Here is a 12,465-nt window from a genome sequence, read left to right as displayed (position 1 = left end):
GGCGATTAAAATCGCTACTCTACAAACTCTCGCCCTAGTTAAGAGGGACTAATAAATAAACTGGTATTGAAGCCAGATCTAGTATTATAGGTTTTATTTGGGGCAATTAACCGCACATCAGATGATTTTTAATTTGGCGCACGATTAACTCTAGCGGCTGCGAAGCATCTATGATAATTGCATCTTCTGGTTCTTCGAGACTGTCTAACTGACTTAAAAGCAAGTCTGCTTTCATGTAGTGATTTTCGCGAGTTTTTAACCTTGTGGCTAATAGCTGAAAAGAACATTTTAGATAAACTATCTTCATTCGCTTTTGGTCTCGGTAGAGCATTTCGCGGTAAGATGTTTTTAAAGCAGAACAAGCCAAAACCACATTTTTATTTTCTAACAGCCACCTGTCTATTGCAGCTTGCAATTGTAAAAGCCAAGGAAGGCGATCCGCATCTTCTAAAGGAATGCCCCCACTCATTTTATCGATATTAGCTGATGGGTGAAAATCGTCAGCATCGCTGAAATCCCAGTTGAGAGATTGCGCCAGCAACTTGCCTACAGTAGTTTTGCCAGAACCTGAGACTCCCATCACGATCGTAATCATGGCACCTATTTATCGAATACTTGGAACTTTATCAAGTTGTGCGATCGACAAACCGGGTTTCTTAAGTTGCCGGATGAATTCTACCACCCTAAAAAATTCAATAAACCCGGTTTATTTATGATTGTCGCTTAAATTTCTTCCATAGTGGGTTTAATGAAATTATAAGCCAAAACGCCGATAATTCCACCCATCACAGGGAATACAATAAACGCCCATAACTGTTGGATTGCCCATCCGCCTTGAAAAAGTGCGACACCGATACTTCTAGCTGGGTTAACTGAAGTATTGGTTACGGGAATTCCGACTAAGTGAATCAACACCAGCATCAAGCCGATCGGAATTCCGCCCAAACCGACGGGATATTTGGGATGGGTAGTACCCATGATTGTAAATAACAGAAAAGCAGTTAGTACAATTTCCGTCAAAGCTGCTGCCAAAAGTCCGTAACCAGTGGGAGAATGTTCTCCAAAACCGTTAGATGCAAATCCAGAAGCAGCCGCATCAAATCCGGGTTTTCCTGATGCTATCATGTACAAAACAAGACCGCCTAAAATTCCCCCTACAATCTGACCTCCTATATAATAAGGAAGCAAAACAGCATCGATCAGTTTCGCAACTACTAAACCGATACTTACCGCCGGATTAATGTGGCATCCAGAGATAGGGCCGATGGTATAAACCATGATTAAGAGGGATAGACCAAAGGCGATCGACACTCCCAAAAAGCCGATTTTGTCTCCAGCTAAAACCGCACTGCCACATCCACCTAATACCAACACAAAAGTACCAAAAGCTTCAGCAACCCCAATCTTTATTTTTTTGTTCATACTCACAATTCTCGGAAGTTTCTGATCTGTCTATTTCACACCCCTACGAGTTCTAATTCTAAAAATTAGAACTCGAATTTGTTTCACTAAGCGCCACAATACTAATGGAAATCATTAGCAACGTGTAGCTCTAACTTTCATAAATTCTCTGGGCTTAAACTGAGACTGCGGAATTGGGAATCGATAAATTAGCTCAAACATACTCTATTATGGAAAAAATGTCAAGAGTGAGCCAATTATTTGTATAAATTGTGCAATCTTCTGTATTCAATTCACAATAATTAACTTGACTTTTTTCCTAATTCTGCGATCGTAATTTTACTTATTGTTGCTGATTATCCGATCGCACTTGCAGCTAAAACATCACTGCTAACCGGCTGGTACATCTGACTGGAGAAGAGGCGAAAGCCTTGCTGGCAATCGGCAGTCATCTTGCACAGCAAGCGGAATTGTAGCGGCGTTGGGGGTTGATTGACGCGATCAACTTCTACGCGAACCAATTCTGGATGCTGCGAAATAATTTCAAAAATATCATCCACCAGATAGCGCTGACAATAGCCGACAATCCAGTGATCTTTAGTACACAGAAGCAGACGAGAAGGGCGCGGATTTTTAAATTCGTGGGCTAAATACAAAAGTTCGCCCACTTGAAGCCGATGAATCCGTTCAATTGCCGACTTTGAAAGGTATCGCAGTCCATCTGCAAAAAAATGGATACAGTAACGTCCATTTTCATCCGGTTCAGGACAAGGGAACACTTCAAATTTATCAGTTACCCGTTTGCCTCCGCTGCGCGCCAATAAAGCAATTGGGTCATGTTCGTGTTCAGGGATATTCAACCACTGTACAAATTCAGGGTAGTCAGGGCGCGATCGGGCCATCACTCGATTAGAAAACAACGAAAACAGTTTCTGTGAAGTGTAAACATTGTTGAAATCCGGGAAAGATGGCAAAGGCAGAAACCCGCACTTAAGTTTCGCTTCTAGAACACCATTTGTATAATTGAACTGGTATTCTTTACCGTTAAATGTCAATCTACCAATCGGAAACCAAGAACCGCTGCCCGGGCTTTGCCAAGCCAAAAATAGTGTTTTCAAAGTAAATCTCCTGTCAATTCAAGTAGGGTGAACAGTGCGTACTGCACAAACACAACTCACCCACACGGCTTAAAAAATGTTTACCCGATCGACCCTTGACATTTTCCTCTCAAAATGAGAGTGTAAGTATACAAACAGAACTTATACCAAATCCGAGTTTACCACCCCTGTTATAAATATTCCGTCATTGCGAGCGAAGCGAACCAATCGCTTCCCTCTCTGCGATTGCTTTGCTTCGCTCGCAATGACAATAAAGGGGATGCCTAACCAACCCGGATTTGGTATGACGCTACATAACCGAACTTTTACATCACCTGTAGAGTTCTGGTGGACAGCGATCGCTCTACAGATAAAATCTGTGAGTAAGTCCTGCATAAAGTGATGAAATAAGCCACGTTAGCGAGGGGAAAGAGATGCAGTACAAAACGACCAAAAAACTAAAAACAAATGCACCTAATTTCGCTCCGCCACCTCCGCAATGATGCTGCTAAGTACCCGGATGTCAAAAACCAAATTGAGATTTGGAAAGAAACTGTCAACAAAGCGGAATGGCAGAATTTGGAGGATATTCGCAAAATTTATCGGGATGCCGAAGCAGTAGGAAACTTTACCGTCTTTAATATCAAAGGCAACGACTATCGCCTGATTGTTGGGATTAACTATGACAACCAAACTGTTTTCTACAAATATTTCCTAACCCACTCTGAATACGACAAAGAAAAATGGAAAAATGACCCTTACTTTTGACCGAACGACTTACAGCAACTTGCTCGCAGAAATTGCTCCCAAGGCGATCGAAACTGAGGAAGAATACGATCGCCTCCTGGCAGTTGCAGAAAGGCTAACATTTGCTAAAAACCTCACTCCAGAGGAGAAAGTTTTATACAAGTTGTTAGTCACTTTGATAGAAGTTTACGAGACAGAAAACTATCCGATAGACAAATCCGAACCTCATGAGATTTTGCAACATATCATGGAATCCAGCGGCACCCGCCAAGCAGACTTGGTAGGTATCATTGGATCTAGCGGCGTAGTATCTGAAGTTGTGAACGGCAAGCGATCCATTAGCAAAGCACAAGCTAAGGCACTCGGCGATTATTTTCAAATCTCACCTAGCTTGTTCATTTAATTTAAGATGAATCGATCAGTTACAATCTAATTCCATGTCTTGTAGGGGCGGGTTCACCAATAATATTTGCCTAGAATCGACAATACAATAAACCCGCGCCCGCCCCGATCGATACTAATCGATCGAACATAATATAAGGTGCGTCATATCCCAAACCCTCAATAAATTCTAGAGTGAAAGTCTGACGCACCCTACAACTGGTAAAAAGCCACTATCTAACACAGGAATTCGCGCGGATCGGTGACATACCCAGTCAGCGCAGACGCCGCCGCCGTGTAAGGCGACGCTAGATAAACTTGCGCTTCTTTATTCCCCATGCGGCCGGGGAAATTGCGGTTAGTTGTAGACACGCAAATTTCTGGTTCATTCATCCGCCCGAAAGTATCTTTCGGGCCGCCCAAACAAGCGGCGCAAGAAGGCGCGGCGGGTTCGATGCAGCCTGCTGCTAAGAAGATTTCCGAAAGCGTTTGACCGTCGTATTTTGTGACAAACAAATCTTCGTAAACTTTCTGAGTTGCTGGTACTAAATAAGTCGGAACTTTGACTTGATTTCCTTTCAAAATGCGGGCGGCATTTAGAAAGTCGGAGGTTTTGCCGCCGGTGCAGGAACCGATGTAAACTCGATCGATCTTGACATCGCGGCAGTTGCGGGCTAAGTCGCGGTTGTCGGGAGAGTGCGGTTTGGCGACGACTGGTTCTAATTGGGTGACATCGTAGGTGCGATCGCTATAAAATTTAGCATCCCCATCGCTGTAAAATGAATCGAAGGGTTTATCAGTCCGCGAAGTAACGTAATCAAACGTAGTTTTGTCCGGCGCAACCGTGCCGTTTTTACCGCCAGCTTCAATCACCATATTGCACAGCGTCATCCGTTCTTCCATCGTCAAACGCTCAACTGTATCGCCGGCAAATTCCATTGTCCGGTAGTTAGCACCCGCAACGCTAATATCACCAATAATCTGCAAAATTAGGTCTTTTGCTAACAAATAATCCGGCAGTTCACCGTTGAACACAAAGCGCATGGTTGCGGGAACTTTGATTAACAGTTTGCCGGTTCCCATGATAAAAGCCGCGTCTGTATTGCCGATACCGGTGGCGAATTGTCCGAAAGCGCCGGCATTACAGGTGTGGGAATCTGTGCCGAAGAGCACTTCGCCGGGCCGCGTGTGGCCTTCTTGTGCTAGCGCGATGTGGCAAACTCCTTTGTAGTCGGGATTTGCTTTGAAGTCCGATCGATCCGTGATGTCGTAAAAGTATTTTATCCCTTGTTCTTTGGCAAAATCGCGGAGAATATCGACGTTGCGGTTAGCGCGTTCGTCGTTGGTGAAAATGTAGTGGTCGGGAATGAGGACGATTTTGTCAGGGTTCCAGACTTTAGCATTCTCACCGAATTCGCGTTTGAAAACGCCGATGGTGCCGGGCCCGCAGACATCGTGGGTCATCAACACGTCTGTTTCTACCCAAATATTTTCTCCGGGCTCAACTTTAGTGCGGCCTGATGCTTTAGCTAAGATTTTTTCGGTCAGGGTCATTCCCATAGTGCGATCGCTCTTTTTTATTAGATGCTATATAGTGTATTGTACGAAACATCGCCTGATGTTGAGAGGGAATTTATTATGAATATGAGCGTCTTCTCCTCAAAGTGGGAGTACGCCTGATTGCGAAGTTATTGTTCACCCGCCAAAAACTTATTTAGTCAAGCGCGATCGAACTATTAGTTTTAATGAAAGGTCAAGGAAAGTTTATTGCAGTATTAGTAGACTTATAAAATCCCACTTTTTCACTAGGATTAAAGGCTATAAAGATTTAGCTTCGCCAATCCCAAATACCGAACACCTTCTGGCGTCACGTCAAACCGACAAGGCAAAACCTCTACACCTTCACTTATAGCCTGTCTGAACAATTCTCCGTAAAGGCGATCGGCACTATCCCCCGGAGCAAAATCCGTACAATCCCCCCGATTAATAAAATACAGCATTACAGCCCTCGAACCCTGCCGCACCACTTCCATCAATTCCCGCAAATGTTTCTGTCCCCTCTCCGTCACTGTATCGGGAAATAGAGCCAACTCCTCTTTTACCCAAGTTGTATTTTTCACTTCCAGAAAAATCGGTTTTTCCTCACCAGTCAGCCAAAAATCAACTCTACTTTTTTTATCAGTGCCGTAAACAACCTCCGGTTGAATTAAACTGTAATTGCCCAAATCGGGAAACAATTTCAATTCCAAAGCTAATTTAACTACTCGATTGGGTAGCCCCGTATTAACTCCCACCCAAGTTGGCACAGTGTCGCAAACTTTAATTAATTCCCAAGTATAAGCTAACTTGCGTTTAGGATTGTCGCTGGGAGATACTAGCACTGGATTTCCCGGAATGTAAACACCAGTCATCGGGCCAGTATTCGGACAGTGCGCGGTGATTATTTCTCCCGAATCTAGTTCAATTTCGGCAAAAAATCGCTTGTAACGTTTGATGAGAATTCCGGGTAAAAGAGGAGGATATTTGTAAATTAAGTCAGTCATTCGATTTTAGGTTTTAGATTTTAGATTTTAGAGTGAGGCATCATAGCATGAAACGACGGTTTGTAGTAAGGACTTTAGTCCTGCATTCTTTGTTTCATATCCTTAGCAGCTAAAGCATAACCTCCATCAGCACCGTCTATAAAATGTACTTGGCGACCGTTGCGTTCAAACACCAGACAAGTCATCAACGCTCTGTCAGAAACGTGCAAACCGTAAACCAGCTTGCCTTCTCGGTAATTCCTTTCCAAGTACCCCGTCAATTTTTTTCGCCGCCACTCATTGCCAGAAATTACCATTCTCAACATATCATCAAATTTGCGGTAATCCGTAGCTGCGATCGCAATATCTTTATAAACTCCCCAATCTAACTCTTCTGTCTTAACCTTCAAATTCATTAGCAGCGAACCAAGCGCCGTCTCTAACTGGATTTTTGATAAATACATCTGGCGGTCAAACCAACTAGCATTGCTCGCCCTAACTAGAGTTTCTTTAATCAGCTTTGTGCTATTAAGTGTCAATTTAAGGTTTTTACTATCGATAGGATTTAAACAATTTTCCTTGCCGTAAATGTAGTTAATTTTTTTGATAATTTTTCTATATAATTGATGACTTTGCTGACCAAAATCTTCTCGCACCATTACCAGCAGCGTTACTATTTCCCCATACTTGCTGGGAATATCCTGCCACCGGCATTCCAATCCAGAAAAATCGGCTGTTGCAGAAATGCCCTTATTTTTAATACTGTAAATATTACCAGGCGCCGGATCTTTAATAAGTTCAGTAGCACGAGTTAAGCCGCCGCCACTAAAAACAGCTTGGCTGTAATTTTCTGAAACTTTAAACTTAGCTATTTTAACCGGATAATTAGCTGCCACAACTTGAACCGGGACGGCCCCAACTCGCAAATCCATGTCAAATTGAGTCTTAGCCATTTGTTGAGTGGCCAGCAAAGCAATCTTAGCAGCGGGTAAAAGCGATGGCCCCATTAAAAGAGAAGCGCCGTCGCCACCAAACACAAACGGAATCTCAGTTTTGCCTGCGACATTCAAAACAGCAACGATCGAACAAGCCCCCAATAAGTTAACTTCTTTGTATTTTCCAGCTTCAATCGCTTTTGTAGAACCGCGAATATCTGTGACAACAATGTACCAATCATCAGGTACGTCAACAAAATTACCGAGATCGGTAATCTTGATAAAATTGTCCAGTAAAGGTAATTGGGAATAGAAGTTTTCGGAATTCATGTTATCATTCTCCCGATTCGCGATTAAAATAAGTGAATCCTTTTAGCATTAGCGTTTGTAACCATTTGTGTCCCAATTACAGAAGCCCTCTCGTTCCCTCGCAGGGATTGCCGGCATTGTCGCAGTCGCCACTCTAATTAGCAAAGTCTTTGGATTAGTGCGCCAAATTGCGATCGCCGCAGCCTTTGGAGTCGGTGTCGCCGTCGATGCCTACAACTACGCCTACGTCATCCCTGGTTTCTTATTTATTTTGCTCGGAGGGATTAACGGGCCATTTCACAGCGCCATAGTCAGTGTTTTAGCCCGCCGGGATAAAAAAGAAGCAGCACCCTTAGTCGAGACTATCACCACCTTAGTCGGGGGCTTGCTGCTGTTGGTGACGATCGCTTTAATTATTTTTGCCGATCCGCTGATCGATTTGGTGGCACCGGGATTAAATAGAACAGCAGAAGGTTTACAAATTAAAGCAATTGCCGTCCAGCAATTTCGGATTATGGCGCCGATGGCATTACTTTCAGGCTTAATCGGCATTGGTTTCGGCACTCTCAATGCCGCCGATATGTACTGGTTGCCTTCGATTAGCCCTTTATTTTCCAGCGTTGCACTTGTCGGCGGTTTGGGGATTCTCGCACTGCAACTCGGAAACAAAATTATTCAGCCAGAATACGCACTAATTGGCGGCTTAGTGTTAGCTTGGGGAACTTTAGCGGGCGCAGTTTTGCAGTGGTTGGTGCAACTAGCGGCGCAGTGGCGCGCCGGCTTGGGAACATTGCGCTTGCGGTTTAATTTTAAACGGCCGGGAGTGCAAGAAGTAATTAAGGTGATGGTTCCTGCGACCTTATCATCAGGAATGCTGCAAATTAATGTTTATACTGACCTATTTTTCGCATCCTACATCCCTCAAGCTGCCTCTGCGTTGGGTTACAGTGGGTTGTTAGTTATGACGCCTTTAGGCATTATTTCTAATGTAATTTTAGTGCCATTTCTACCCATATTTTCTCGCCTCACCGATCCGAGAGATTGGCCGGAATTAAAAGCTCGAATTCGTCAATCTTTAATTTTGACGGCCCTTACGATGCTGCCTCTGAGCGCTTTAATGGTAACACTTGCCGGGCCGATCGTCCGCGTGGTTTACGAACGCTATGCTTTTGATCGATCGGCCTCGCAGTTTGTCACGCCGATATTGATGGCTTACAGTATTGGAATGTTTGTGTATTTGGGACGCGACGTTTTGGTACGGGTATTCTACGCTTTGGGAGACGGAGAAACCCCTTTTCGCATCAGTATAATCAATATCTTTTTAAACGCTCTTTTGGATTATTTGTTAGTAGGAGCATTTGGCGCGCCCGGATTAGTTTTGGCGACGGTGGGAGTGAATCTTATTTCGATGATTATGCTTTTGTACTGTTTAAATAAAAAGCTGGGTGGCCTGCCTTGGGGGGAGTGGAGTTTGCCTTTTCTGGGGTTAACTTCGGGCAGTTCTCTAACTGCTTTCGTTACCTTGGCTACTCTGCAAGCGTGTCAAAGAGTTTTGGGTACTGAAGGTTTGGTAATTCAATTAGTGCAGTTGAGTGTGGCAAGTTTTGTAGGGTTAGGGGTTTTTGCCCTGTTTGTCAGTCAGATGAAGTTGCCGGAAGTTGATATGTTTGTCGATCGCATTCGCGGCCGTTTTCGCAAATAAATATCGGAAATTTGCGGCAGATTCAAGGAATCAACAAAAGTGCGAGATCCCTTAAGTACACAAAATACCAAAAAGGAATCTCGTCCTTAAATCCAAATCAACACTCCGAAGCGTCCATCTGCGTACATCCGCCACCATCTGCGGTCAAAAATTCCAGAGTAATTAACAAGGGCGATGTCTAGATTCTCAAGATATCGTCAACCTTTATGCTGTCTGGCAAAATAGCCAATAAAATTCCGCTAAAACAAATAAACCCTCATACCCACAGCCTCTCTTGGATGCCTAAATTATGTCCTCATGGCAAAGATCCGACTTTTCCGACTTTAAGATCCGACTTTTCCGACTTTACAGAGGCAGGGGCCCGAAGCAACGATAGAGATAGGGAAAGCCAACCCACGATCTCTAGATTGTAAAGATATCGTAAACCAGAAGTGTTGTGTTGCCAAGTGTTAAATAAAAGTAGGCTATAAGAATATGTCTTTAGTATGATATATTAAATTTGCATCTATGTTATGTACATTCATTCCCACGCGAAGCCAGTGAGAGCCCTCTTCATATCAGGACTACCCCGCTCAGGCTCTACTTTACTGGCTGCACTACTACGACAAAATCCCCGGTTTCACAGCGCTATGACTTCCCCTATTGGGGGCGCAAGTCGATCGAATGCTGTCAGCCGTGACCCAAAACAATCAGTGTTCCGTGTTTATTTCCCCTGAACTAAAACCGACGCTGATTATGAGTATCTTTTCGGCTTACTACCAGCCACAAGCTGAAAAAGAAGTGATGGGGGACACCAATCGCCTGTGATGCAGCAAACTGTCATTAATCCTGGCATTATTTCCCGAAGCCAAAGTGATGTTCTGTATCAGAAACATCGCTTGAATTATGGACTGTATCGAGCTACTAATTCGCGGTAACGCCTTGGATGTTTCCAGGTTATTTAATCCTCCAGCGGAAGGGGCTAACAATTTTACCGACCGATTTATTTAAGCAATAGAACTAATAAATTATTCCGTCCTCATAGCGAGGACTTAAGCGATGCGGGGGTTTCAACCCCGACCAGACTTGGATGTAAACGATAGATATAAAGGATGTCAGGAATTATGAACGTACCAACCGCGAACAAGCAAATTATTTTCGTTGACTCCTCTGTACAAGATTATCAAAGCCTGATCCAAGGCATCGATCCCGCTCAAATTGTGATTTTAAATGAAAATTCCAGCGCGATCGACCAAATTACAAACGCCTTGGCAGATCAAAAAGATATTGAAGCAGTTCATATAGTTTCTCACGGCAGCGAAGGCAGTTTAAAACTCGGTGCTGACGTACTCAATGACAATAACCTAGAAACTTTCAGCGATCGGCTAAAACAGTGGGGAAGTGCGCTGACAGCAAATGGGGATATTCTACTTTATGGATGCGATGTAGCAGCGGGAGAAGTTGGAGCAACCTTCGTAAAACGCCTCAGTGAAATAACAGGGGCGGATGTGGCAGCATCCACCGACAAGACCGGTAATGCAGCATTAGGTGGCGACTGGGCTTTGGAGGTAAACACCGGCAACATTGAGACTCCCATAGCTTTTCAGACACAAGGAGCACAGAAGTATGATGGGGTACTTGCCACCTTTACCGTGACGAACACCAACGACAGTGGGGCGGGGTCGTTGCGCGAGGCGATCGCCCAAGCCAATACCCAGACGGGTGCAGACACCATTGTTTTCGATCCCAGTGTATTTAACACCTCCCAAACCATCCGCCTCAATTCGCAACTAATCGTCGATGACAGTGTGAGCATTCAGGGGACTGGGCTGAACCTCGTGAAGATAAGTGGAGATGCCAATAATAATGGCATTAATGACAACGCTGATGTGCGCCTGTTCTTTGTTAACCAAGGCACAGTGAGTTTTAGCGACCTCACCCTGCATGGCGGACGCGGCAATGGTGGCAATGGTGCTGCTGGCGGTGGTGGTGGACTAGGGGCTGGTGGTGCATTATTTATCAATGGCAACGGAACTTCACTGCCCGCTCAAGTGACCATCAATAATGTTAGCTTTACCCAGAACCAGGCAGTAGGCGGTAATGGAGGCGCTTCTAATGGTGGTGGGGGTGGTGGCGGCTTCGGCGGAGTCGGTGGCTCTGGTGCCTACCAACCTGGTGGTGGGGGTGGCGGCGGCGGATTTAGTGAGATTGGGACTAATGGCACCACTGGTGGGGGTACCGGTGGTGGCAGTAGCTTCTTTGGTAACACCGGCGGCACGGGAGGCACAACCAGCAATAGTGGAGTTGCTAGCAACGGAGGGTTCGGTGGCGGTGGCGGCGGTGGCCTCAGTGCTGTCAGTGCTAATGGTACCAACGGCGGTCAAGGAGGTGACTTTGGTGGCGGCGGTGCCGGTGGTGCTAGCCAGTTTAGCGGTGTATCGGGTCAAGGCGGTGATGGAGGATTCGGTGGCGGTGGTGGTAATGCGGGCATTGATGCTAACGGTTCTACCCAGGGTCTTGGTGGTAATGGTGGCTTTGGTGGTGGTGGTGGTAGCGGGAATATCGGCGGTGGCTTAGGAGGCAGTTTCGGCGGCAATGGTTACAACGCTGGCGGTGGCGGCGGAGCTGGATTAGGCGGAGCCATTTTCCTTCGCAATGGTTCTCTGATGCTAACGAATGTCACGTTTAATAACAACAGCGCCACTGGAGGCTCGGGCGGATTTAGCGCTCAGCCCGGTCAGGGTAAAAGCGGTGCTATTTTCGTGAACGCTGGTGCAACGGTAACAGCATCAGGAGTGACCTACAGTAGTAATTCTGCCACAAATGCCAGTACCACTGCTACTGATAATAGTAATACCTATGGAACGATTACCCTACTCGACACCACACCACCGACAGCCGCCAGTTTCACCCCCGCAGATAACGCCACCAGTGTTGCAGTTGCTGCTGATTTAGTCGTCACCTTGAGTGAAGCCGTACAAAAAGGTACTGGCAATATTGTCATCAAGAAAGTCTCCGACAACTCAGTTGTAGAAACTATTGATGTCACCTCAGCCAATGTCACGGTTAGCGGCAGTACCGTCACCATTAATCCCACAGCAAATTTAGTTGAGGGTACAGATTACTACGTTGAAATTGCCACTGGTGCAATTAAAGACTTAGCAGGTAACAATTATGCCGGCCTTGTAGACCCAACTGCTTGGAATTTCACCACAGTAGCTGACACCACACAACCGACAGCCGCCAGTTTCACCCCCGCAGACAACGCCACCAGTGTTGCAGTTGCTGCTGATTTAGTCGTCACCTTGAGTGAAGCCGTACAAAAAGGCATCGGCAATATTGTCATCAAGAAACTCTCCGATAACTCAGTTGTAGAAACTATTGATGTCACC

At 45.3% G+C, this 12,465-nt stretch carries 12 protein-coding genes; 6 read left to right on the top strand and 6 right to left on the bottom strand.

Translation table 11 applies throughout. From position 1 onward, the window contains the following. Positions 1–106: 106 nt before the first annotated feature. From QUB24_RS18795 to QUB24_RS18785, 3 genes are all read right to left on the bottom strand, one after another. Entirely contained in the window at positions 107–595 is a 489-nt protein-coding gene (locus QUB24_RS18795; protein WP_333154688.1) for a gluconokinase, read from the bottom strand. 128 nt (positions 596–723) lie between these two features. Further along, the gene (gene aqpZ, locus QUB24_RS18790) at positions 724–1,422 is read right to left on the bottom strand and encodes an aquaporin Z (RefSeq protein ID WP_333154687.1); all 699 of its coding nucleotides are present in this window, start codon (positions 1,420–1,422) and stop codon (positions 724–726) included. A 335-nt stretch (positions 1,423–1,757) separates the two neighbouring features. Next, the gene (locus QUB24_RS18785; protein WP_333154686.1) at positions 1,758–2,519 is read right to left on the bottom strand and encodes a DNA-binding protein; all 762 of its coding nucleotides are present in this window, start codon (positions 2,517–2,519) and stop codon (positions 1,758–1,760) included. 447 nt (positions 2,520–2,966) lie between these two features. Between QUB24_RS18785 and QUB24_RS18780 the strand changes: the two genes are divergently transcribed. Together QUB24_RS18780 and QUB24_RS18775 are read left to right on the top strand one after the other, a co-directional pair. Then, the gene (locus QUB24_RS18780; protein ID WP_333154685.1) at positions 2,967–3,266 is read left to right on the top strand and encodes a type II toxin-antitoxin system HigB family toxin; all 300 of its coding nucleotides are present in this window, start codon (positions 2,967–2,969) and stop codon (positions 3,264–3,266) included. After that, entirely contained in the window at positions 3,250–3,648 is a 399-nt protein-coding gene (locus QUB24_RS18775) for a transcriptional regulator (RefSeq protein ID WP_333154684.1), read from the top strand. Before QUB24_RS18780 ends, QUB24_RS18775 begins: the two co-directional genes overlap by 17 nt. A gap of 215 nt (positions 3,649–3,863) precedes the next feature. Here QUB24_RS18775 and QUB24_RS18770 read toward each other — a convergent pair whose 3' ends face one another. The 3 genes from QUB24_RS18770 to QUB24_RS18760 all read right to left on the bottom strand — a co-directional run bounded on the left by QUB24_RS18770 (position 3,864) and on the right by QUB24_RS18760 (position 7,413). Continuing rightward, entirely contained in the window at positions 3,864–5,186 is a 1,323-nt protein-coding gene (locus tag QUB24_RS18770; RefSeq protein WP_333058197.1) for a 3-isopropylmalate dehydratase large subunit, read from the bottom strand. 251 nt (positions 5,187–5,437) lie between these two features. Next, the gene (gene sfsA, locus QUB24_RS18765; RefSeq protein ID WP_333154683.1) at positions 5,438–6,169 is read right to left on the bottom strand and encodes a DNA/RNA nuclease SfsA; all 732 of its coding nucleotides are present in this window, start codon (positions 6,167–6,169) and stop codon (positions 5,438–5,440) included. 74 nt (positions 6,170–6,243) lie between these two features. Beyond that, the gene (locus tag QUB24_RS18760) at positions 6,244–7,413 is read right to left on the bottom strand and encodes a DUF3095 domain-containing protein (protein WP_333154682.1); all 1,170 of its coding nucleotides are present in this window, start codon (positions 7,411–7,413) and stop codon (positions 6,244–6,246) included. Between the two features lie 67 nt (positions 7,414–7,480). Between QUB24_RS18760 and murJ the strand changes: the two genes are divergently transcribed. The 4 genes from murJ to QUB24_RS18740 all read left to right on the top strand — a co-directional run. After that, positions 7,481–9,094 carry a murein biosynthesis integral membrane protein MurJ gene (murJ, locus tag QUB24_RS18755; protein ID WP_333154681.1) on the top strand — a complete coding sequence of 538 codons (1,614 nt, stop codon included), beginning with the start codon at positions 7,481–7,483 and terminating at the stop codon, positions 9,092–9,094. A gap of 512 nt (positions 9,095–9,606) precedes the next feature. Continuing rightward, positions 9,607–9,810 carry a sulfotransferase gene (locus QUB24_RS18750; protein WP_333154680.1) on the top strand — a complete coding sequence of 68 codons (204 nt, stop codon included), beginning with the start codon at positions 9,607–9,609 and terminating at the stop codon, positions 9,808–9,810. Beyond that, positions 9,758–9,901, top strand: coding sequence for a hypothetical protein (locus QUB24_RS18745; protein WP_333154735.1), 144 nt, complete (start codon positions 9,758–9,760; stop codon positions 9,899–9,901). The genes QUB24_RS18750 and QUB24_RS18745 overlap by 53 nt, the downstream gene beginning before the upstream one ends. Before the next feature lie 296 nt (positions 9,902–10,197). Next, a partial coding sequence (locus QUB24_RS18740) for a DUF4347 domain-containing protein (RefSeq protein WP_333154679.1) occupies positions 10,198–12,465 on the top strand: 2,268 nt, incomplete at its 3' end.

This window comes from Microcoleus sp. B9-D4 (assembly GCF_036705105.1).
In the GTDB taxonomy this organism is placed as follows: Bacteria; Cyanobacteriota; Cyanobacteriia; order Cyanobacteriales; family Microcoleaceae; genus Microcoleus.
Note: the sequence above shows the minus strand (reverse complement) of the source record. Positions and strands in the feature narration are given on the sequence as shown.

Excerpts from the sequence above, each read along its gene's own strand:
- QUB24_RS18760 (WP_333154682.1), bottom strand. The coding sequence starts at position 7,413 with ATGAATTCCGAAAACTTCTATTCCCAATTACCTTTACTGGACAATTTT.
- QUB24_RS18780 (WP_333154685.1), top strand. The coding sequence starts at position 2,967 with ATGCACCTAATTTCGCTCCGCCACCTCCGCAATGATGCTGCTAAGTAC.
- QUB24_RS18795 (WP_333154688.1), bottom strand. The coding sequence starts at position 595 with ATGATTACGATCGTGATGGGAGTCTCAGGTTCTGGCAAAACTACTGTA.
- QUB24_RS18750 (WP_333154680.1), top strand. The coding sequence starts at position 9,607 with ATGTACATTCATTCCCACGCGAAGCCAGTGAGAGCCCTCTTCATATCA.
- QUB24_RS18770 (WP_333058197.1), bottom strand. The coding sequence starts at position 5,186 with ATGGGAATGACCCTGACCGAAAAAATCTTAGCTAAAGCATCAGGCCGC.
- aqpZ (WP_333154687.1), bottom strand. The coding sequence starts at position 1,422 with ATGAACAAAAAAATAAAGATTGGGGTTGCTGAAGCTTTTGGTACTTTT.
- QUB24_RS18745 (WP_333154735.1), top strand. The coding sequence starts at position 9,758 with ATGCTGTCAGCCGTGACCCAAAACAATCAGTGTTCCGTGTTTATTTCC.
- QUB24_RS18775 (WP_333154684.1), top strand. The coding sequence starts at position 3,250 with ATGACCCTTACTTTTGACCGAACGACTTACAGCAACTTGCTCGCAGAA.
- sfsA (WP_333154683.1), bottom strand. The coding sequence starts at position 6,169 with ATGACTGACTTAATTTACAAATATCCTCCTCTTTTACCCGGAATTCTC.